Consider the following 21384-nt stretch of genomic DNA (forward strand, 5'->3'; position numbering starts at 1 on the left):
GAATAGGAGTTTGCCCAGATGATCCCCCGTGTGCAAGGTCCTGCTTCACCTGCTGGAAAGTTGGTCTCTGATGCGTTCCCTGCCTCCTTCACGTCGCCTGACTACCCTCCCCTCCCTGCTTGGCATCGGGCTGGGCTGCATGACGGCTCTATCCTCCCAGGTCAAGGCGGCAACCAGAGACCAGACCGTGGCACCGGCACAGGAAAAAATATCTGCCACAGGAAAGCCCAAACCCATCACCAGGCGGCAGGCCACCACCCCGTTGCGTCAGAAACACGTCCAGCAGGTGCCCGGCGGAACGGAAACACTCATCGTCACAGGGACACGGGAGATCGGGAAAAAGGCCCGTGATTCCATTGCACCCATTGATGTCGTCTCCAGCCGGCAGCTCACCAGTACCGGCCAGCCAACCCTGCGGGATGCCATGCAGCTCCTGCTGCCATCCCTCACCGTCCCCACAGGCGGCTTTGATACAGGCGCCCTGACGGATTCCATCAGCCTGAGGGGACTGAGCTCCAATGAGACGCTGATCCTCGTCAATGGGCACAGGCGGCACACCACGGCCAACATCTATGCCGATTCCGGGCCGCAGCAGGGCACGACCCCGACCGACATCGACATGATCCCCCTCTCTGCCATCGATCACATCGAAGTGCTGCGAGATGGTGCCTCGGCCCAGTACGGATCGGATGCCATTGCCGGGGTGGTGAACATCATCCTCAAGAAGCAGGATCACGGACTGACGATCCGGTCCAACAGCGGCATCACCAGCAAGGGAGACGGCTACCAGCAGGGCATCTTCATTGATGGCGGAGCCTCCTTCGGGGAGGACCGTGGCTTCATCCATGTCAGTGGCGACCTCGTGCATCAGGACCACAGCTTCCGCTCCGGACCGGACAGCCGGACCGGAACAACCATCAACAAGATCCTGAGCCAGCCGGAACAGACCCGGGAGTCCGTAGCCATCAATGCAGGCTATGACATCACCAACACGCTCCAGCTCTACAGCACGGCCACCTATGCCCACCGCCATGCGGAGGCCTTCCAGAATTACCGTCTGCCCTCATCCCTTGCCAGCACACCCGGTTACGCCGCCATCTACCCGGACGGCTATTCCCCCCTCCAGACGCTGGAAGAAAATGATTTTGAAATCACGGCAGGGCTGAAAGGCCGTCTGGCAGGCTGGCACTGGGACCTGTCCAGCACGTACGGGCGGGATTTCGACAATATCGGCCTAAAGAATGACGCCAACAAGGCCCTTCCCGCCTCCGCCCTGCAAACCACCTACAACAGGGTGCAGGGCTTCAATGACACGCAGTGGAACAACGAGCTGAACCTGAACAGGAAGCTCAATCTGTCCTTCTGGCCCCACAGCATCAATCTCGCCGGAGGGGCCGGATACCGTTATGAAGCCTACTCCATTGCTGAAGGCTCCAGTGCCAGTACCTATGGCGGCGGCACCAGCCTGGCCCTCGCCGGAACAAGCCCCCGCAGTGCGGGCAACTCCAACCGTGACGTGGTCTCCGGTTATGTCGACATTTCCACCCATCTGACAAAGCACTGGCAGCTGGACATGGCCGGACGGTACGAGCATTACACCGATGTCGGCAACACGCAGACCGGCAAGATTTCCACCCGTTATGACGTGTCAAGGAGGCTTGCCTTCCGGGGGACATTCAGCAACGGCTTCCACGCTCCCACACTGGCGCAGGAACATTATTCCGCCCTGACCCTCTCCCCGACCGTGGCCCGTGGGCTGGTGGCCGCCACCTCTCCCGGAGCCCTGGCTAGCGGGGCCCAGCGTCTGAAACCGGAGCAGAGCACGAATGTGGAAGGGGGCATCATTGCCGAACCCTTCAAAGGGCTGCATGTCACGACCGATTTCTACCAGATCGACCTGCGGGGCCGCATCCTGCCCGGGAACAACCTCTATGGTGTGGAAGCCGCCAACATTCTGGCAGCCAACGGCATCACCGACCTGCCCGCCAACATCACGAACAACAATCTGTCCACCCAGTGGTTTGCCAATGTGGCGAACACCCGCACGCAGGGCATGGACATGACCATCACCTACACCACGAAACTGCGCCACGCCGGGCGCATCAACTGGGATGCCGCCATCAACCTGAACCGCACCAGACTGCGCCATCAGGCGACCCGCAGCGACGGCACGCCGGTCCTCAACGCCCCCAGCCGGGCCTACATCACGACTGCGTATCCCCGCAGCAAGATCATCTTTGGTGGCACATGGGTATCCCCGGCGCATCGCTGGACCGTTGCCCTGCATGAAATCCGGTACGGGCAGACGACCTCCGCCCTGACCTATTACCGGAACAACAATACCTCAACGGCCTCGACCACCAACTACCTCCAGTTCCATAACAGACCGAAATGGACGACCAATCTTTCGGTGACGTACAACATCAACAAAATCTGGAGTACAACACTGGGCGGGAACAACATCTTCGCCGCCTTCCCCAGCAAGGTGCCTCATGGCAACCGTTATCTAGGAGCCGCCAAATACTACCTGAGCACATCCCAGCTCGGCATCAATGGCGGCTACTATTATCTGGATGTGTCAGCCCACTTCTGAAAAGTGGGCCAGACGGTCACATCTCGGCCCATGTCCGCAGCAGGTTGTGATACACGTTGGTCAGCCGCAGGACCTCCGCATCCTTGGGGCCGTGGCTCTGGGTCAGGGCCATGATGCTCTGGTCAAGGTCGAACAGGATGGACCGGTGCTCCTGCGAGCGGATGACGGACTGCGCCCAGAAAAAAGACCCCCAGCGGCTGCCCCGTGTCACGGGAGTGACCGTATGCAGGGCCGTGGTGGGATAGACAATCATGTCCCCCGCAGGCAGGCGCACCCGCTTTTCCTCTGAAGGCCCATGAAGGACCAGCTCGCCCCCGTCATATTCATCAAGATCGGAAATGAAAAGCGTGCTGGACACGTCCGTACGGATGCGGTGCCCCGTACCGGGAATGGGCCGCAGGGCGTTATCGACATGCGCCCCGAAATTCATCCCCACATCATAACGGTTGAAGAGCGGCGGCACGAGACGCAGGGGCAGCACGGCACTGTTATAGAGCGGGTTCGTGCCCAGCTTGCGCAGGACAAACGTGGAGAGCTCCTTCCCCAGCGGGCTGTCTGGAGCGATCTGAAGATTGTTCTTCACACTGCCAGACTGTGACCCGGCTGTTCCCCGGCCATCCACCCACTCTCCCGCGGCCAGACGGGACCGCAGGTCAGCCAGCTCTTCTGCCGAGAGAACTCCCGGAATATGCAACATCATGAGATCATGCCTTTCAGGCAGGCCAGCAGCCCCGCCACCTACAGGAAAAGGAGCAGACAGACCTGCCTGCTCCATGTGAAACCTTCACACCATCATCCACCGGTTTCAAGACCGGACATGCAGAAGGCATGGCCGGCCCCGACACTCAGTAATCCATGGTCAGACGGCCAAGGAATGTCCGCCCCGGTGCGGGCGTGGCATAGCCGCTGAAGAGACTGTTGTAGTTCAGCCGATTGGCCAGATTGTACCCGTTGAGAGAGACCTGCCAGTGCCGCCCGAAATGATGGGAAATGACGGTGTCAAAATCCACATTGGCAGGCACCTTGGAGGTGTTGTCATTATCCAGATACACTTTCTGACGCCATGTCAGACCACCACCGATGGTGAAGTTCCACGGCGTACCGGGGAAGGCCTCATAGGCGGACCAGAGGGTCGCCTGATTGTGCGGCACGTACTGGATCTGGTTATGCATCCGCCCGCCACCATTGGAGGATGTCTTCGGGTCATACAGGGCGTAAGTGGCCGTGATGTTCCAGCCCGGCAGGATCATGCCACCAAGGGAGAGTTCCATGCCCTGGTTGCGCTGCTGGGCACCCGTGTTGATAGTGGAGTTGGAGACCGGGTCCGTCGTCAGGGCATTGCTCTTGTCCAGACGGAAAAGCGAGATGGTGGCCCCCAGTCGGTCATGCAGCAGGCTGAACTTGCTGCCGACCTCATACAGGCGGGCACGCTGCGGGCGTGTATCCACGGTTCCCTTTGATCCCGGACGGACCGGTATGGCCCCGCTGGTCACATACATGCCCGTCGGCGTGGTGGAGCTGGCATAGGTGAAATAGACCGTCTGCCACTTCGTCGGTGTCAGCACGAGGCTGGCCGTCGGGTTGAAGGTGTTGGTCGTCTGCGGGAAGCTCCTGTCCGGGTTGTTCGGCAGTTCGGACAGGCCGGACGTCCGGTAGTTGCTCTGCCAACGGTCCCAGCGGAACCCGCCCTTGATGGACGCCCAGTTTGTCAGCCAGATCTGGTCATACAGGAAAATACCCGTGTCGAACCCATACCCGCGGCTGTTCGGCTTCTTGCCGATACCGGCAATGTTGGGCATGGAATTGGCCTGTGCGGAAACACGGCGCACCATCGCATCCGGCACATTGTGCGGGTCTGGATACAGCATGTTGGCGGTCGGCACCGCCTTTGTGAGGGAAGCACCCTCATAGGTATCCTGATGACGGGAATCATGGACATATTCCATGTCAAACCCTGTCACGACCTGATGCCGCAGGAACCCTGTCTTGAAGTCGGCCTGCAAGGAGGCGACGTCCTGGAAGGACCAGCTGTTCTGCTTGTAGGGCAGCGGCACGCTCCCGTTGGTGTTGCGGGTGATCACACCGGCACCGTAATTGCCACTGTTCAGCGCATTGACGCACTTCGTGCCGCACTGCACCTTGGAGGCCTCAAAGTCACGGCTGTACTCACCGAAGCGCAGATCATTGTGGAATGTCAGATGATCGTTGAAGATGTGCTTCAGGCGCAGCGTCTCCATCGTGTCATCGGTATGATTATGGTCCTGCTGCTTGCCGTACCAGTTCTGCCGGGGCACGCCATATTCCGAGATCGGCCGCCCATAGGCGGACCCACGGGCCTTGACGACCGGCATCCCGTAATCCGGGATGCTGTTGTCCGTCTCATGCATCACCTGAAGCACGACGGTCGTCTTCGTCCCCAGTCCGAAGGCCACGGATGGCGCAATGCCCCAGCGATGATCCCAGACATGGTCCCGCCCGACCACATTGTTGGACGCCCCCAGCCCTTCCAGACGGAAGGCCGTGGTGTCGTTGATCCGCTTGTTCACATCCACCGTGCCACGGAAATAATCCGCTGACCCGCCACTGAAATCCACGTTGTAATGGTCGTTGACCGTCGGCGTCTTCGTCACGACATTGATGGCACCACCGGTCGTTCCGTTACCGAAAACCTGTGAGGACGGCCCCTTGATGACATTGACGGAATCATAGTTGAAGCTGTCACGGGAATAGACGCCGAAGTCCCGCAGGCCATCTTCGTAGATGTCATTCTGTGCCGGGAACCCACGGATGAGAAACTGGTCCCCGTTGAGACCACCGGCCCCTTCCCCGACGGAAGCCGTGATGCCGGGGACGTTGCGCAGGGCCTCATCCAGAGACTTCGCATTCTGCTGCTTGATCAGTTCCCGGGGAACGACATCAATGGTCTGCGGCGTGTGCATGACATCCTGCGGCATACGTCCCATGTCGTTGCCTGCATGCATCGTGTTGAACGGATGACCGATGACATGGATGCGCTCCACCTGCGTTGCCTGCACACCATCCTGTGCCGCCCGGGATGCAGATGTTCCGGCTGTTGTCTGTTCCGCATGTGTTCCATCTGATGTGGCAACGCCATCCTGATGCAGGGCTGTTGTGTCAGCAGCATAGGCCCCCCCAGCGACACCACCCAGTGTCAGGACAGCCGAAGCCGGCTTGAGGCATTGATGGATAAAACGACTCATACAAAGGTGCTCCACATCAGGGTAATACGACCTCCACCAAGGAGAGACACCTTCCATAGATGATAATTATTCTCAGTTTCAAACCATAAAAATCATACCAAATCGTTTACAGATAAGATTGTGTCTTAATTGCCACAATATGACACACCATTACCATAATGGCTGTTTCCTGCTGTTTTTCAGCATGTTGCTACCTCCACTCCCATGTTGTGAACAGGTATTCCCGATTATTTATTAGAACTGACAGGATAAACCGAACACAAAAACAAGAGCCCGTTCCCCAGCCCCAATGCGGAGCCATACCTTCAGGCCGGACAGTATGTCCGGCCTGAAAAAACAGCTCAGTAATCCATGGTCAGACGGCCAAGGAATGTCCGCCCCGGTGCAGGGGTAGAATAGCCACTGAAGAGCGTGTTGTAGTTCAGCCGGTTGGCCAGATTGTATCCGTTGAGAGAAACCTGCCAGTGCCGCCCGAAATGATGGGAAATGACGGTGTCAAAATCCACGTTGGCGGGCACCTTGGAGGTATTGTTGTTATCCAGATACACACCCTGCCGCCATGTCAGCCCCCCACCGATCGTGAAGTTCCATGGCAGGTTGGGGAAGGCCTCATAAGCGGACCAGAGAGTCGCCTGATTATGCGGCACGTACTGGATCTGATTATGCATGGGCCCGCCATTGTTGGAAGATGTTTTCGGATCATACAGCGCATAAGTGGCTGTGATGTTCCAACCCGTCAGGATCATCCCCCCGAGGGAGAGTTCCATGCCCTGGTTGCGCTGCTGGGCCCCCGTGTTGATGGTGGAGTTGGAGACCGGGTCTGTCGTCAGGGCATTGTCCTTGTCCAGACGGAAGAGCGAGATGGTGGCCCCCAGGCGGTCATGCAGCAGGCTGAACTTGCTGCCGACCTCATACAGGCGGGCATGCTGTGGCCGGTTATCCACCGTTCCTCCATTCTTGCCCGGCCGGACCGGCACGGCCCCGCTGGTCACATACATGCCCGTTGGTGTGGTGGAGCTGGCATAGGTGAAATAGATCGTCTGCCAGCTGGTCGGTGTCAGCACGAGGCTGGCCGTCGGGTTGAAGGTATTCTTCGTCTGCGGGAAACGCTTGTCCTCATTCGGAACGGGGCGGTTTTTCTCATTCAGGGTCGTCTCTGGCCCACCTGTTACGGTGTACCCACTCTGCCAGCGGTCCCAACGGAACCCGCCCTTGATGGACGCCCAGTTTGTCAGCCAGATCTGGTCATACAGGAAGATGCCCGTATCAAACCCATAACCATGATTGTCCGGCTTTCTGCCCAGCCCGGCAATGTACGGCATGCTCTTCGGATTCTCCCCTCCCGGCACACGACGGGCCTGTGCATCCGTTACCTCATGCGGATTGGGATAGAGCAGATTGGCCGCAGGAATGGTCCCGGCATAGACGTCCTGATGACGGGAATCATGGACATATTCCATGTCAAACCCTGTCACGACCTGATGCCTCAGAAAACCTGTCTTGAAGTCGGCCTGCAAGGAGGCGACGTCCTGGAAGGACCAGCTGTTCTGCTTGTAGGGCAGCGGCACACTGTTGCCCGGCGTCGTGCGATTGACCAGCCCCTTGCCAAAATCACCGCCATTGATCGCATCAATACAGCCAGCCCGGCACACGACCTTCGAAGCTTCAAAATTACGGCTGTATTCACCGAAGCGCAGATCATTGTGGAAGGTGAAATGCCGATTGAAAACATGCTTCAGCCGCAATGTTTCCATCGTGTCGTCGGTGTGATTATGGTCCTGCTGCTTGCCAAAGAAATTGTGCCGCGGCACGCCATATTCAGACAAAGGCCGCCCATAAGCCGACCACTTTGTCTTGATGACCGGCATCCCGAAATCTGGCACGCTGTTATCTGTCTGGTGCATCACCTGAAGAACAACGGTCGTCTTCGTCCCCAGCCCGAAGGCCACGGAAGGCGCAATGCCCCAGCGATGATCCCAGACATGGTCCCGACCCACCACATTGTTGGACGCTCCCATGCCTTCCAGACGGAAGGCCGTCCTGTTATTGATGGTCTTGTTCACATCCACCGTGCCACGGAAATAATCCGCTGACCCGCCACTGAAATCCACGTTGTAATGGTCATTGGCCATCGGCGTCTTCGTCACGACATTGATGGCACCACCGGTCGTTCCGTTACCGAAAACCTGTGAAGACGGCCCCTTGATGACATTGACGGAATCATAATTGAAGCTGTCACGAGCGTAGACACCGAAGTCCCGCAGGCCATCTTCGTAGATGTCATTCTGTGCCGGGAACCCACGGATGAGAAACTGGTCCCCATTCAGGCCGCCAGCCCCTTCCCCGACGGAAGCCGTGATGCCAGGGACATTCCGCAGGGCCTCATCCAGAGACTTCACGTTCTGCTGCTTGATCAGTTCCCGGGGAACGACATCAATGGTCTGCGGCGTGTGCATGACATCCTGCGGCAGACGCCCCATGTCATTGCCTGCATGCATCGTGTTGAACGGATGACCGATGACATGGATGCGCTCCACCTGCGTCGCCTGCACGCCCTGCGTCTGGGCATCATTGACAGAAGGCGCTGGTGTCGTCGTTTCCTGCCCTGTAGGCGTGCTTTCTTCCTGATGGGAGGCAGAAGCAGCCAAAGCCCCCCCTGCCATGCTCCCTAAAGTCAGCACCGCTGAGACCGGTTTTAGACATTGATGGATAAAACGACTCATGGAAACAACCTTTGTCCTGAAAGGGTCACGCACATCCCCAGCGGGATAGCCGCTCATAAATGCGACTAATTCTTAATTTTAACTTTAAGAAATTGTTGTCCTTTGCAGAAATTTGATGCATGTGTCGTAAAAAACACATTTATTTTAATCTTTTGTTTATTATCTGTAAGACAGACACAGTCCCTCTCATGATTTTTGTTAATATTTAAACAATTAAATATTAACCATTGCGATCTCCCATAAAAAAACTGCGCCTTCCAAAACAGGAAAGGCGCAGAATCCAGCAGATGATCCGTGTCTGAAGGGTAGATCAGTAATCCATGCTCAACCGCCCAAGGAAGGCCCGCCCCGGAGCCGGTGTTACCCGGTTCGTGAAGAGTGAGTTGTAGTTGAGACGGTTGGACAGGTTGTAGGCATTCAACGACACGACCCAGTGCCGGTTGATGCGGTGCGAGATGTAGGAATCGAACTCCACGTTGGCGGGCACCTTCGCCGTGTTGGCAAGGTTCAGATACACGCCCTGCCGCCATGTCAGCCCCCCACCGATGGTGAAGTTCCAGAGCTTGCCGGGAAAGGCTTCATAAGCAGACCACAGCGTCGCCTGATTGTGCGGCACGTACTGGATGTTCCGGCCATGATTGGGACCGGACATCACCCGCGGGTCATACAGGGCATATGTGGCCGTCACGTTCCAGCCCGGCAGGATCATGCCTCCCAGGGACAGTTCCAGCCCCTGGTTGCGTTCCTTCACACCCGTGGCCAGTACCTGCCCGGCGACCGGGTCCGTTGTCAGGGCATTGCTCTTGTCCAGCCGGAAGAGCGAGATCGTGGCCCCGAGACGGTCATGCAGCAGGCTCATCTTGGACCCCACCTCATAGAGCTGGGAGCGTTCAGGCTGGGTGGCCACCTGCCCGTTCACGGGGCGGATCGGCAGGGCACCGTTGGTCACATACATGCCCATCGGCGTCGTGGAGCTTGCATAGGTGAAGTAGAAGGTCTGCCAGCTGTTGGGCGTGATCAGCAGGCTGGCCGTCGGATTGATGACGCCCTTCGTGTCATGATAATCCAACGCCGCAGACGGCGCCTTGCCCAACGGGCCACGGGCCGCCGCACTCTCCTGCCCGTCCGCTCCCCATGTCCTGTACATGGTCTGCCAGCGGTCCCAGCGCAGCCCACCCTTGGCGGACAGCCACTTGGTGAACCAGATCTGGTCATACAGGAAAAGACCCGTATCGAATCCATAGCCACGGGAATCCGGCCGCCCCAGACTGTAATTGGTGTTCTTCCAGCAGTTTCCGGAATCCGCCCGGCAGGTCGCATAACCATAAGCGTCACGCTGCGGATGGTAGGTGTTCTGCCACGGAATGGCCCGGTGGGCACCCACGGCATCATACGCATACTGGCGACGGGAATCCTGCACATATTCCATGTCGAATCCCGTCACGACCTGATGGCGCAGGAATCCCGTATTGAAGTCCGCCTGCAGGGAGGCCACGTCCTGAAAGGACCAGCTGGACTGCTTGTACGGCATCGGCCCGCCATTGAGGCCCACACCGGCAGCCGGATCGACCTTCTTGTACCCCGGATTGTATATCTGCATCTCGGAGCAGGACGCATTGGCACATTGCGGCGTGGAGGCCGCAAAGTCCCGGCTGTATTCACCGAAGCGCAGGTCATTGTGGAACGTGAAATGACGGTTGAAGACATGCTTCAGCCGCAATGTCTCCATCGTGTCATCGCTGTTGTCATGGTCCTGCGTCTTGCCGTACCAGTTGCCCCGGCGCACACCGAGAGACGACTGCTCCGTGATGGGATGGCCCTTGACGACCGGCACGCCATAATCCGGCACGTTGCGGGAGGTCTGGTGCATCACCTGCAACACAACCGTCGTTTTCGTGCCGATACCAAAAGCGATGGACGGCGCAATACCCCAGCGGTGGGAATAGGCGTAATCACGCCCCACCACGTCATTGGAATTTCCCATGCCCTCCAGACGGAAGGCCGAAGTATTCCCGATGCGTTTGTTCACATCCACCGTGCCACGGTAGAAATTCCCCGACCCACCACTGAAATCGGCTCCGTAATGATCCTTCAGTGTCGGGGTTTTGGTGATGATATTGATGGCCCCACCTGTCGTTCCGTTACCGAACACCTCGGAGGACGGCCCCTTGATGACATTGACGGAATCCTGAAAGAAACTGTCACGGGTATAAACCCCAAAATCCCGCAAACCATCTTCATAAATGTCATTTTGCGCCGGGAAGCCACGGATGAGGAACTGGTCGCCACTCATTCCTCCAGCCCCTTCCCCCACGGAAGAGGTGATACCGGGAACATTCTTCAGGGCTTCCTCGAGCGATTTTGCATTCTGCTGCTTGATGAGCTCCCGGGGAACGACATCGATCGTCTGGGCTGTGTGCATGACATCCTGCGGCATCCGGCCCATGTCGTTGCTGGCATGCATCGTGTTGAACGGGTGGCCGATGACATGAATCTGCTCGACCCCCTTGGCCTGAATTCCTCTGGAATCATCTGTTCCATCTGCAGGAGACGTTACATCCTGGGCAACCCTGTTTGCCGCTCCCGGCTCTGCATGGGCACTCCCTACAACACCCCCCATTGTCAGAACTGCAGATAACGGCCTGAGACCACTACGGATGAAACGACTCATATATACCACCAGAAAAACAACATTATTCAGAAGTCGTTCTAGGTGATAATAATTATCATTATATAATAAAGTTTAATTTAAAGATCGGACACACACCCTCCCTCACCAACAGAAGAATGGCAGGAAACTCATGTTTTTTCTGAAAAAAGCAGATGGGAACAGTCAGTGAAACCAGTCACAGGGGCACAGTGAAAGGTATATTCTATTATATGAATTAATTTATTTTATTCCCGATCAAAAGAACGGGGATGACACAGCCTGACAAGGTGACGGCGACAGAGCAGATCATCCGGGGCCCCGCTCTGCTTGCAGGCCAGCTCCAGCTCCTGCGTTGCCTCCGCTGCCTGGGAGAGAGCAACCTGAGACCAGCGCCTCATGCCCGCCAGAAAAGCATCCTTGTGACGAAAAAAGACAGGTGGCTTCAGGGCAGCCATGGCCTCCTGCCGGGACTGTCCCTCCTGCACCAGAAAAAACGCCCGCTGGAAGCGCTCCAGCACGGACAGTGTCACACGGGCAAAAGCAACAGGGCTGGCCCCATCCCCCATGGCCCGCTCAAACGCCCGGTCAGCCTCCAGCCGGTTCCCCGCCAGGGCCGCATACACCGCATCATCAAGGGACGCCTGCCCCGAATCCCCCACGCAGGCCTGGACGTCATCAACGGTCAGGGTGCTACCCGGCTCACCGTAAAGACGCAGTTTTTCCACTTCACTACGGACCAGCGTCCGATCATGCCCCAGATGACCGAGCAGCCACGCCATGCCATCACGATCCAGCCGGATATCATCTTCCGCCAGAATATCGCTCACCGTCCGGGCAAGGTTGCGCCCTTCCTCCGGATAACACCCGATGGACGCCACCTGCCTGTGTTTTTCTGCAAACTGCCGCAGCTTGGAGCGACTTCCCAATCCTGGCCCTTCCAGAACGACCAATGTATCGCTCTGATGCTCCAGAAGGGATTTCAGCTGGCCAAGAGCGCCATCCTGCACACCACGCAACCAGACAGCACGCCGCCCCCCTGTCAGGGACAGGGCCAGAGCCTCCTCCTCCAGCCTGTCCTGCTCTTCCGCTTCCAGCCGGGCCAGACGAAACGGGTCATCCAGATCATCCAGTATGGTCTGGACAGCCTCCCTCGCCCGCTCACGGATCAACCCGCCATCATCTCCGTGGAGAAGAATCACACGCCAGCTGCCAGCCTCCTTCAGAGTCTGCCTGGCAGCCTGCGTCTTGATCTTCACAGACCGTTATCCTCTTCGTCCTCCAGATTCCGGCTGTCCTCACCCGTCCATGTGGAGGCGTTGTTGCTGCTGCGCCCCGTTGCATTGGCTGGGAAGCCATCAACACCAATATAGCGCATGTCCGTCCGCTGCGTGCCGGGCAGACGGTCCAGATAGGGATCACGCCCCGGACGGATGGACTTCTCCTCTCCCAGAGACTGATGCGCCCGGAACCAGACAGCCACCTGCATGGTGATGTCATGCGCCAGGCTTTCCCCGATCCGCTTGTAAAGCGTTTCGTTATTGAGCGTCTGGGCAAAATACTGCTCAATATTCATGTTGAAGCCGTCCAGAGTGCGGGCATAGCCCCGTGCCAGCACCTTGCTGGTATCCCCGACACGATAAAGCCGCCAGTCAGCCCAGCCAACACCACGGGTACGACCCGAGGTATTGTCCTGATGGATATCGATCGACTCCAGAGAAGCCGTGGCATTCACACGCAGGATGTACCCCTCCGGCCGTTCGGGCCCATCCCCCGCCATTTCCTTTTGCAGGCCAAGGCGCAGCTCCTGCCCGAAACGGGTCGGAATGTTCGCTACATAAACATCCTTCAGCTGGGCATTGACGGCAGCATCCTTCTGCCCAGCCTGCCTGCCATAAAGTGGCTGGAAACCACACGCTCCCAGACTGGCAAGCCCGACCCCGGCCAGCAGGATGCCAAGGCCCCGGCGAGCCACTTTCTTCATCCGGGAGTTTCCGTTCATCCAGCCTCTCCCGCTCAGCCCGCTACCACAAAATTGACGATCCGGTTCGGCACATGGATCTCCTTGACGACCCGTCTGCCTTCCAGCGCTTTCGCCACATTCGGCTCGGCCCTGGCCTGTGCCAGCACAGTCTCCTTCGCCTCATCAGGGGCGCAGGTGATCGTACCACGCAGCTTGCCCAGCACCTGCACGGCAATGGTCACCTTCTTCACCGCCAGCAGGCTCTCATCCGCTTCCGGCCAGCTCCGCTCCACCACCATCGGGCCTTCCGGCTCCAGCAGCAGCATCAGCTCCTCGGCCAGATGCGGCATCATGGGAGAAACCAGCATGGCCAGAACATGGGCGGCCTCACGGCGGGCGGCAGGCAGGCCCTCACCATCCCGGCCCTCAGCCTCACCCAGCGCAGAGGACAGCTCATGCAAACGGGCCACGGCCACATTCGGCGTGAACCCTTCCAGAGCCTCCGTCACGGCGGCAATGGTGCGGTGCGTCACCTGCCGCAGCTCCTCCCCGGCAGCCCCGTGGGCGGCATCCGCTCCATCCCTTGCCGCAACGGTCTGAACCTGCCGGTAGAGACGCTGCATGAAGCGCCCGGACGCTGCCACACCAGCTGCTGTCCATTCCATGTCACGCTCCGGCGGGCTGTCGGACAGGACAAACCAGCGGGCCGTGTCGGCACCGTAACGTTCAATGATCTCCACCGGAGACACCGTGTTGCGCTTGGACTTGGACATCTTCTCCGAACGTCCGACCGTCACGGGATTGCCGTTGTCCTTGCGGACCACCTGATCCCCACGCTGCTCGACCTCATCCGGGTACAGCCACTGGGTACCATCCCGGTAGCTCTCATGCGTGACCATGCCCTGCGTGAACAGCCCGGCAAATGGCTCGCTGACATCCAGATGTCCCGTCTTCTTCATCGCCCGGGTGAAGAACCGGGCATAAAGCAGATGGAGGATGGCGTGCTCGATACCGCCGATATACTGGTCCACGGCCAACCAGCCATCAGCCGCCTTGCGATCAGTTGGCGTTGCGGCCTTTGGTGCCGTGAAACGGGCGAAATACCATGAGCTGTCCACGAACGTGTCGCAGGTATCGGTCTCACGCCGTGCAGCTGCACCGCATTTCGGGCAGGAGACGTGCTTCCATGTCGGATGGTGGTCGAGCGGATTGCCCGGCCTGTCAAACGTGACATCCTCCGGCAGCGTCACCGGCAACTGATCTTCCGGCACAGGGACAGCACCGCAGGACTCGCAATAAATGATGGGAATCGGGCAGCCCCAATACCGCTGACGGGAAATGCCCCAGTCCCGCAGGCGCCAGTTGGTCACGCCACGGCCAACACCCAACTCTTCCACCCGCTCGATGGCAGCCCGGATGGCCTCTTTCGTACTCTTCCCACTCAGGAAGCCGGAATTGTAGAGCGTGGCCTCACCCGTAACGGCCTTCTTGCCGACGCTGAAGCTGGCTTCCTCTTCCCCTGCAGGCAGCAGGACGGAAGGAACGTCCAGTCCATATTTACGGGCAAAGTCCAGATCACGCTGGTCGCCACAGGGGCAACCGAACACTGCACCCGTGCCATATTCCGTCAGCACGAAATTGGCGATCCAGACCGGAGCCGTCTGTTCCGGGTTCAGCGGATTCACCACACGCAGCCCGGTATCGAAACCACGCTTCTCCATCGTGCTCAGGGCTTCTTCAGACGTGCCAACACGCTGACATTCTTCAATGAAGCCCTGCGCTTCCGGGTTGTCCGCCGCAATCCTGCGGGCCAGCGGGTGATCCGCCGCAATACCGATGAAGCTCAGACCGAACAGCGTGTCAGGCCGTGTGGTGAAGACCTCGATGGAATCCTCATCCACGTCATAACCCTGCGGCGGGTTATGCAGGCTGAAACGGACCCGGGCCCCCTCGGAACGGCCAATCCAGCGCTCCTGCATGGTGCGGACACGCTCCGGCCACTTGTCCAGCTCCTTCAGCCCCTCCAGCAGGGGCTCGGCAAAATCAGTGATCTTGAGGAACCACTGGGAGAGCGTCTTCTTCTCCACCAGCGCACCGGACCGCCAGCCACGGCCATCAACCACCTGCTCGTTGGCCAGCACGGTCTGGTCCACCGGGTCCCAGTTGACAGACGAATCACGTCGTTCCACCAGCCCGGCAGCCAGCATGTCGAGGAACAGCTTCTGCTGCTGGCCGTAATAGTCTGGCAGACAGGTCGCAATCTCACGCTTCCAGTCCAGCGAGAAACCGAGCCGCTGGAGCGTCCCCCGCATGGTGGCGATGTTCTGGAGGGTCCATTTGCCCGGATGAACGCCCCGCTCCCGTGCGGCATTCTCTGCCGGCAGCCCGAAAGCATCCCAGCCCATCGGGTGCAGCACGGCATAGCCACGGGCACGCTTGTACCGGGCCACCACATCGCCCAGCGTGTAATTGCGCACATGCCCGACATGCAGCTGCCCAGACGGATAGGGGAACATCTCCAGCACGTAATATTTCGGTCTGTCGACCGGGGGCACGTCCGGCACATGGAAGATGTCGGCCTCCGCCCACCGGGCCTGCCAGTGAGGCTCACGGGCGTGGAAGTCGAAACTGGAGGAGTCAGAAACGTTGCTGGCTGTCATGTCACTCATCGGATTATGTTATTTCCCACCGCCGTTTTCGGCACGCAGCTGCCGGGCCCTCTCCAGAATACGGGCCGTGATATCCGCCGCCGTATTGGGAGCAGCCGGGGTATCCTGCCACTCTCCCCCATTGATGCGTGTCTGGCGGAAGACGCTCAGCCGGATGGCATCCGACCGCAGGCGACGGTCCAGCACATAGGCCGCAATCTTGAAACGCTCATCCTGCGTCCCCGGGGGCTGGTACCAGTCTGTCAGGATGACACCCCCCTGGGCATCGGCAGAGGCCATGGGCATGAAAGAAAGCGTATCGATCGCCCCCCGCCAGAGATAGGCATTCACCCCACCACGGAGCTGGTCATCACCACCCTGTGCGCCACGGTCCACACCCAGCAGATGGTTGCGGGGCAGCGTCAGCGAGGACGGATCCCTTGGCTTGCCACCACAGCCCGCCAGCCCCCCGACAGCCATCACCGCCAGCAGCGACAGTACCATGGGGCGGCGCAGGCTGCACCGGAGAATGGAAGAACGGGATACTGGGCGGGATGATGAAAGGAACATGGGCAAACCTGCAAAGGCCGTGCCAGGGCCGGTCTTGAACAAGGCTTCCAGCATGGCAGGGGTGGAAGCATCAACTGTCAGAACAGGTCCTTCATATCGTGTTCACCCTCACAGGCCAAGGGACATGGTACGATGACAGGCTTGCGAAACCGTAAAAAAAGCGCTAGCTAAGCGTTGCGTGTCCGCGTAGCTCAGCAGGATAGAGCACAGGATTCCTAAGATAATTGGGCACCGGGATGGCAAACCGCCCGGTGAATTCGCTCAAATTCGGGGAACGCTAACGCCCTCATCAGGCCAGGCCAATCCCGAGCCAAGCCTGCCCATACGGGCGGGAAGGTGTAGAGACTGTACGGGCGACACCATGGCAGGCATAAGCCTGTGGTGAAGAGACAGTCCAGACCACGAACGGCCCTGGTACGGGTTCCGGCGGCGAAAGCCGAAGTGGCATGAATCCTGGGGTCGAGGGTTCGAATCCCCCCGCGGACACCACGCAGCACCGATAACAACCGTACTGCCGATGGAATGACAGCAGGGAAAACCCCATGACCCAGAGAGACCTCGAGGCCCTGCGGACTTTCCAGGAATGGTTTGTCTCTCTTGCCGGCCCGGGCCTGATGCGTGTTCCCCTTCATCAGCCCACCTGCCAGAGAGACGGAATGGTCGCCATTACCCTGTACCGGCGCAATGGCTATCAGGCTGAACTGGGCTACATTCCACAAGGCAGGCGATACGCCATCTCCTTCCCTGAGGGGCAATATGCCCTCCTGTCCTTTCTTGGTGGATCGTTTGACTGTGATCCCTCCACCGTACCGGGTTTCCCAGACCCGGCTGGCCGGGCCTACCTGCCAGACAGGTTTCTGGAGCAGACAGGGCCTGATACCCACGCCCCGCAGATGGAACAGGTACACCCATGCCTGTCACTATCCACAGACATACGCACCATTGCCCTGACCAACGGTGCGCCCAGCCGGGTCGTGTTTTCATCACCCGAGGGAGATGGTGTTGTCCTTCTCTTCAGTTTTTACAAAGAGGGAGAGACGGCCAGCACTATCCGGCAACTGCACATGATCGCGGAAAAAGGACCCTGATTCTTCTGGCATTTCGTAACATGATGATTTATAATTGGTTAAAATTACCCGCCGCCAACAGACGCTGAGGGGCACTATCCGCCATGGCCACCTACTCCTATAACTCCAGCTACGACAATCTGAAAGCCATCGGAACCAACCAGGTTACTGGAAAAAGGAACTGGACCTTTATCCTGGGCGGCAACACGACCAGCACCACACAGGCACAGAGCAAACTCAACAATATTTACGTAGCCGGGACCGGTGGTCTTGGAAACAACATCTCGAACTCCCTCGCCTATGTCTATCAGAATACCCTGAACAACGGTATCGCCGTAAATGGCGGCTCTCTGGCTGCCGTCGGAAAAGTCGGTATCCTCTCGGGCGCCACAGCCCTTTCCGGAGCGTCCATCGAAGCTGTGGGGCAGGGAACCGTTCTGAATGGCATTGTCGGCTCGTCAGGGGCCGTCTTCGCAGGGGCTGTCACTCTCGCCCGCACCGACCCGAATGCGCCTTACGTCAACGGACCCGGCACGGCCATCAATCCCAGCGTCGGCTCTGGTGGATATGCGCTCGTAGGCGGTGGGGCCGCCGACTTCATCGTCAAAGGCTTCCAGGTCAACGGATCGGGTGGCCTCATGGTTGGCGGGACATTCAATCCTGGCAGCCTCTACGGAATTGGTAATGGGGGAACGGGAACCGGAGGCACCATCTTCGGCAGTCAGTCCGTTTTCTCCAACGGGCTCTCACAAAACCAGATCTTTGTCGGTAACAATGCTTTGCAGACAGTTGTCAGCAATGGTCTTTCCTCCAAAGCGACCATCATAGGCGGGACGCTTCTCAATTCCGGTGGAACCACATCCGGTGCCACGATCAGCAGTGGCGGGCAGATACGCATCACCGGCGGAACCTACGTCACCTGGCTGAATGCAGGCTATCAGAGCGTGACTGGCAGTTACGGGCTGGGGACCTCCTATGACGACACCATCACCTCCGGTGGCACGGAGGTGGTCGGCAGTGACGGAACCGTGTACCGCTCCGTCCTTTCCTCCGGGGCGGTCGGGACCATCCTCGGTGGAGGGACCTCCCTCTCTGCCAACATCGCCGGGGGAACGGAGACTGTCAGGTCCGGTGGTATCCTCAGCACAGGAACTGTCAGCAATAACGGTTCCATTTTTGTCTCTTCCGGGGGCTATGCCTCCAGCGTGGACATCAGCCAGGGTTATGCTGAGGTCACATCCGGAGGCATCGGCTCCGAATTCTCTGCCAGCAATGGCGGCACCATCCAGATTGATGGTGGCGCTTCAGTCAGCCATCCTGTCGTAAATAGCGGTGGTACCCTGACCATTGCCTCTGGTGCCGTCATTTCCAACGGGGCAACCATCAATGCCAGCCCCGATACCAGCATCGTTTTCCCTTCCGGGGCGACAGCGGACTATGTCGTGACCAACAATGGCACGACCCTCATCACTCCCGGGGCCACAATCCTCAACAATGTCGTGTACGCTACCGGTAGTGGTACAACCCTCCTTTCGGGCTCCGGTGCCACCATCGGGACGGCCCTTGCCGGGTTCAACCCCAACAGCAGCCTGGCCAGCCGCGGGACCATCGCTGTCAGCAACGGAGGTGTTCTCTCTGCTGCCACGGTCCAGCTGGGTGGGGCTGTCATTCTCGGCTCTGGCGGGACAGTTGGTGGTACTCTCAGCCTCCTCGGGGGGACGGGCTCGTTCCTCTCCGGCGGCAAGATGGATACCACCACGCCGTTGCAGGTTTCAGGCATCAGCACTTCCGTGCCCATGGGGACATGGGTTGGAGCACCGCTCAACACAGTAACATTTGGTGCCGCCCTTTATGTCGACTCCGGCTACAATTTCACGGAGATTGACGTTGGCAGCAAAGCCACAGCCACCATCAACGGAGGTACTGTCGGTACCTTCACGATCGGCAGCGGTGGGACCGACACCATTACAGGCGGGGCATCTGTCACGTCTCTTGCGGCTACAAGCGGGCTGAGCACCATCTCCGGCGGAACTGTCGACAGTTTCACGGCCACAGGAGGGACCAACAATCTCGCCGCCGGGGCCTCCATCAATACGTTCAACGTCACAGGCGGTGTCAACAGCATTGGTTCTGGCGTGCTGGTCAACACGCTCAGCGCTGGCCTGGGGGCATCCCTCGCCCTCGCCAGTGGGGCGTCCGTCTCCAATGTCACGCTCAATGGCGTCAACCTCACCGTCCCTCAGGGCGGAGCAGGGATCACGCTTCTTTCTGCCCTCAATGGGGCTACGAGCATCATCAGTTCCGGCGCCCGGATCGACAGCGTCTTCCTCTCATCCGGTAAGGCAACTGTCACCTCCGGGGCCTTCATCAGCCGCCTGACCATCATGAGTGGCGCCTCTGGCGTTCTGAACTCGGGAGCTTCCGTCCAGCATGTCGAGGTAGCCAATGGCGGCTGGGTCAGCGGGGCCCGCATCGCCAACAACAGTGAACTGGCTGTTTCCTCCGGCGGGACAGCTCTTCAGACACTTGTCACCTTCGATGCCGGTACGGGGCAGCATTCTGGCGCCTCCTACACCATGGTCCAATCCGGCGGGACCCTCTCCGGGGCCTCCATTATCGGGGCTTCCGGGGCCATCAGCAGCAACAATCTGGGGGGACTGCTGACTGTGGCCTCCGGGGCGGTGCTTCTCAACACGTCCATGGGCTATAACGCCCGCATCAAGGTCGATGGGCTGAAATACAGCAATTCCGGGAAGGTGACCATCAGGAATGGTACTCTGACAGTTACAGAAAATGGGCAGACCTGGGCGGTCGGTCTCCAGGGCAATTATGACGCCACCGGATTCGTTCTGAATGACGATGGACAGGGCAACACCATCATCGCCTATCAGAAATGCTTCCTGGCAGGCAGCATGATCCGCACCCCCAAAGGCGAAAAAGCCGTGGAGCGCCTGCGCAAGGGCGAACAGATCAATGTCTTTGTAGATGGCCGGGAAGAGACCCGTGACATCACGGCTGTCATCCAGCGTCGCGCCCGTGTCAACACATCCAGACCTGAAGACATGGCTGGCTGGTCTGTTCTCATCGCCAAGGATGCCTTTGGTGAGGGGCTGCCCAACAAGGACCTTTCCGTCACGCCGGAGCACTGCTTCTACTTTGAGGGCCGCTTTGTCCCTGCCCGTATGCTCGTCAATGGCACGTCCATCCGGTATGATCACAGTCAGGTTGAATACGATTATTACCACGTGCAGACGGAACCGCACTCTGTCATCTGGGCCAATGGTGTCCTGACGGAAAGCTGGCTGGATACGGATGAAGAAGATCTGTACAAACCGGAAGACGATACCTCGGAAGATACCCTGAAGCTGGCAGAGCGTCATCAACTCAACTGGGACGACCACGCCGCTGCGCCGCTGGATGTCTCCCAGACTTTCGTAAAGCCGCTGCATGACAGATTTGCCGCACGGGCCGTTGAACTCGGCATTGCCGAGGCCGGGACGTCACACGGTACGCCGCATGACGGCATGACAGCCGATCCTGCTCCCTATATCCGTCTGCCAGACGGGCGGACCATCCGGCCTCAGCGGCATGAAGCCGGGCGCTACCTCTTTGCCCTCCCGGCACATGCCCGCCAGGTCACGCTGGGCTCCCGGACATTCCGGCCCTCTGAGAGTATCGGCCCACACGTGGATGACCGACGTGAGCTCGGTATTCTGGTCGGACAGGTCTCCCTCTGGGTTGGCGAGAAGGAGCACATCATCACCCGCCATCTGACAGAAAAGAACCTGAAAGGCTGGGATGTCATTGAAGCCGGTCCCCATCGCTGGACGCAGGGTGAAGCGGAACTTCTCCTGCATGATGCCCCCGCTGCCAGTGTTGGCCAGAACATGCTCAGCATTGAAGTACAGGCTGGCGGCCCCTACCGGCAGGTCTGACCACACCCCGGGGAAGC

At 59.0% G+C, this 21384-nt stretch carries 11 protein-coding genes; 3 read left to right on the forward strand and 8 right to left on the reverse strand.

Annotation, left to right across the window (positions count from 1 at the left end; translation table 11 throughout):
* Nucleotides 1-70: 70 nt before the first annotated feature.
* Complete coding sequence (locus tag CPA54_RS05495; RefSeq protein WP_249085785.1) at nt 71-2593, forward strand: TonB-dependent siderophore receptor; 2523 nt, start codon at nt 71-73, stop codon at nt 2591-2593.
* A 16-nt stretch (nt 2594-2609) separates the two neighbouring features.
* On the opposite strand, the gene CPA54_RS05500 is transcribed toward CPA54_RS05495, so the two are convergent.
* From CPA54_RS05500 to CPA54_RS05535, 8 genes are all read right to left on the reverse strand, one after another.
* Nucleotides 2610-3293, reverse strand: a complete 684-nt coding sequence (locus CPA54_RS05500) for a Fe2+-dependent dioxygenase (protein ID WP_043558305.1) — start codon at nt 3291-3293, stop codon at nt 2610-2612.
* Nucleotides 3294-3438: 145 nt separating this feature from the next.
* Entirely contained in the window at nt 3439-5814 is a 2376-nt protein-coding gene (locus CPA54_RS05505; protein WP_249085787.1) for a TonB-dependent siderophore receptor, read from the reverse strand.
* A gap of 341 nt (nt 5815-6155) precedes the next feature.
* The gene (locus CPA54_RS05510) at nt 6156-8537 is read right to left on the reverse strand and encodes a TonB-dependent receptor (RefSeq protein WP_408902144.1); all 2382 of its coding nucleotides are present in this window, start codon (nt 8535-8537) and stop codon (nt 6156-6158) included.
* A gap of 310 nt (nt 8538-8847) precedes the next feature.
* Entirely contained in the window at nt 8848-11208 is a 2361-nt protein-coding gene (locus CPA54_RS05515) for a TonB-dependent siderophore receptor (RefSeq protein ID WP_154981240.1), read from the reverse strand.
* Nucleotides 11209-11432: 224 nt separating this feature from the next.
* Nucleotides 11433-12443, reverse strand: a complete 1011-nt coding sequence (gene holA, locus CPA54_RS05520) for a DNA polymerase III subunit delta (protein ID WP_081562687.1) — start codon at nt 12441-12443, stop codon at nt 11433-11435.
* A complete protein-coding gene (locus CPA54_RS05525) occupies nt 12440-13186 on the reverse strand; it encodes a hypothetical protein (RefSeq protein ID WP_227431506.1) in 747 nt (248 codons plus the stop codon). The genes holA and CPA54_RS05525 overlap by 4 nt, the downstream gene beginning before the upstream one ends.
* A 14-nt stretch (nt 13187-13200) precedes the next feature.
* The gene (gene leuS, locus CPA54_RS05530) at nt 13201-15816 is read right to left on the reverse strand and encodes a leucine--tRNA ligase (protein WP_249085790.1); all 2616 of its coding nucleotides are present in this window, start codon (nt 15814-15816) and stop codon (nt 13201-13203) included.
* Between the two features lie 9 nt (nt 15817-15825).
* Nucleotides 15826-16365 (reverse strand): DUF3576 domain-containing protein, encoded by a 540-nt coding sequence (locus CPA54_RS05535; RefSeq protein ID WP_043558583.1) that lies wholly within the window; start codon nt 16363-16365, stop codon nt 15826-15828.
* A 542-nt stretch (nt 16366-16907) separates the two neighbouring features.
* Here CPA54_RS05535 and CPA54_RS05540 point away from each other — a divergent pair.
* On the forward strand, nt 16908-17453 hold the full coding sequence (locus CPA54_RS05540; protein ID WP_249085792.1) for a hypothetical protein: 546 nt from the start codon (nt 16908-16910) through the stop codon (nt 17451-17453).
* 83 nt (nt 17454-17536) lie between these two features.
* A complete protein-coding gene (locus tag CPA54_RS05545; protein WP_249085793.1) occupies nt 17537-21367 on the forward strand; it encodes a Hint domain-containing protein in 3831 nt (1276 codons plus the stop codon).
* Nucleotides 21368-21384: the final 17 nt, after the last annotated feature.

Source organism: Parasaccharibacter sp. TMW2.1890 (assembly GCF_023337645.1).
GTDB lineage: Bacteria > Pseudomonadota > Alphaproteobacteria > Acetobacterales > Acetobacteraceae > Bombella > Bombella apis.

What these genes read in the sequence shown, in the direction of transcription:
- CPA54_RS05495 (WP_249085785.1), top strand. Translation starts at nt 71, where the DNA reads ATGCGTTCCCTGCCTCCTTCACGTCGCCTGACTACCCTCCCCTCCCTG.
- CPA54_RS05500 (WP_043558305.1), bottom strand. Translation starts at nt 3,293, where the DNA reads ATGATGTTGCATATTCCGGGAGTTCTCTCGGCAGAAGAGCTGGCTGAC.
- CPA54_RS05505 (WP_249085787.1), bottom strand. Translation starts at nt 5,814, where the DNA reads ATGAGTCGTTTTATCCATCAATGCCTCAAGCCGGCTTCGGCTGTCCTG.
- CPA54_RS05510 (WP_408902144.1), bottom strand. Translation starts at nt 8,537, where the DNA reads ATGAGTCGTTTTATCCATCAATGTCTAAAACCGGTCTCAGCGGTGCTG.
- CPA54_RS05515 (WP_154981240.1), bottom strand. Translation starts at nt 11,208, where the DNA reads ATGAGTCGTTTCATCCGTAGTGGTCTCAGGCCGTTATCTGCAGTTCTG.
- CPA54_RS05525 (WP_227431506.1), bottom strand. Translation starts at nt 13,186, where the DNA reads ATGAACGGAAACTCCCGGATGAAGAAAGTGGCTCGCCGGGGCCTTGGC.
- leuS (WP_249085790.1), bottom strand. Translation starts at nt 15,816, where the DNA reads ATGAGTGACATGACAGCCAGCAACGTTTCTGACTCCTCCAGTTTCGAC.
- CPA54_RS05535 (WP_043558583.1), bottom strand. Translation starts at nt 16,365, where the DNA reads ATGTTCCTTTCATCATCCCGCCCAGTATCCCGTTCTTCCATTCTCCGG.
- CPA54_RS05540 (WP_249085792.1), top strand. Translation starts at nt 16,908, where the DNA reads ATGACCCAGAGAGACCTCGAGGCCCTGCGGACTTTCCAGGAATGGTTT.
- CPA54_RS05545 (WP_249085793.1), top strand. Translation starts at nt 17,537, where the DNA reads ATGGCCACCTACTCCTATAACTCCAGCTACGACAATCTGAAAGCCATC.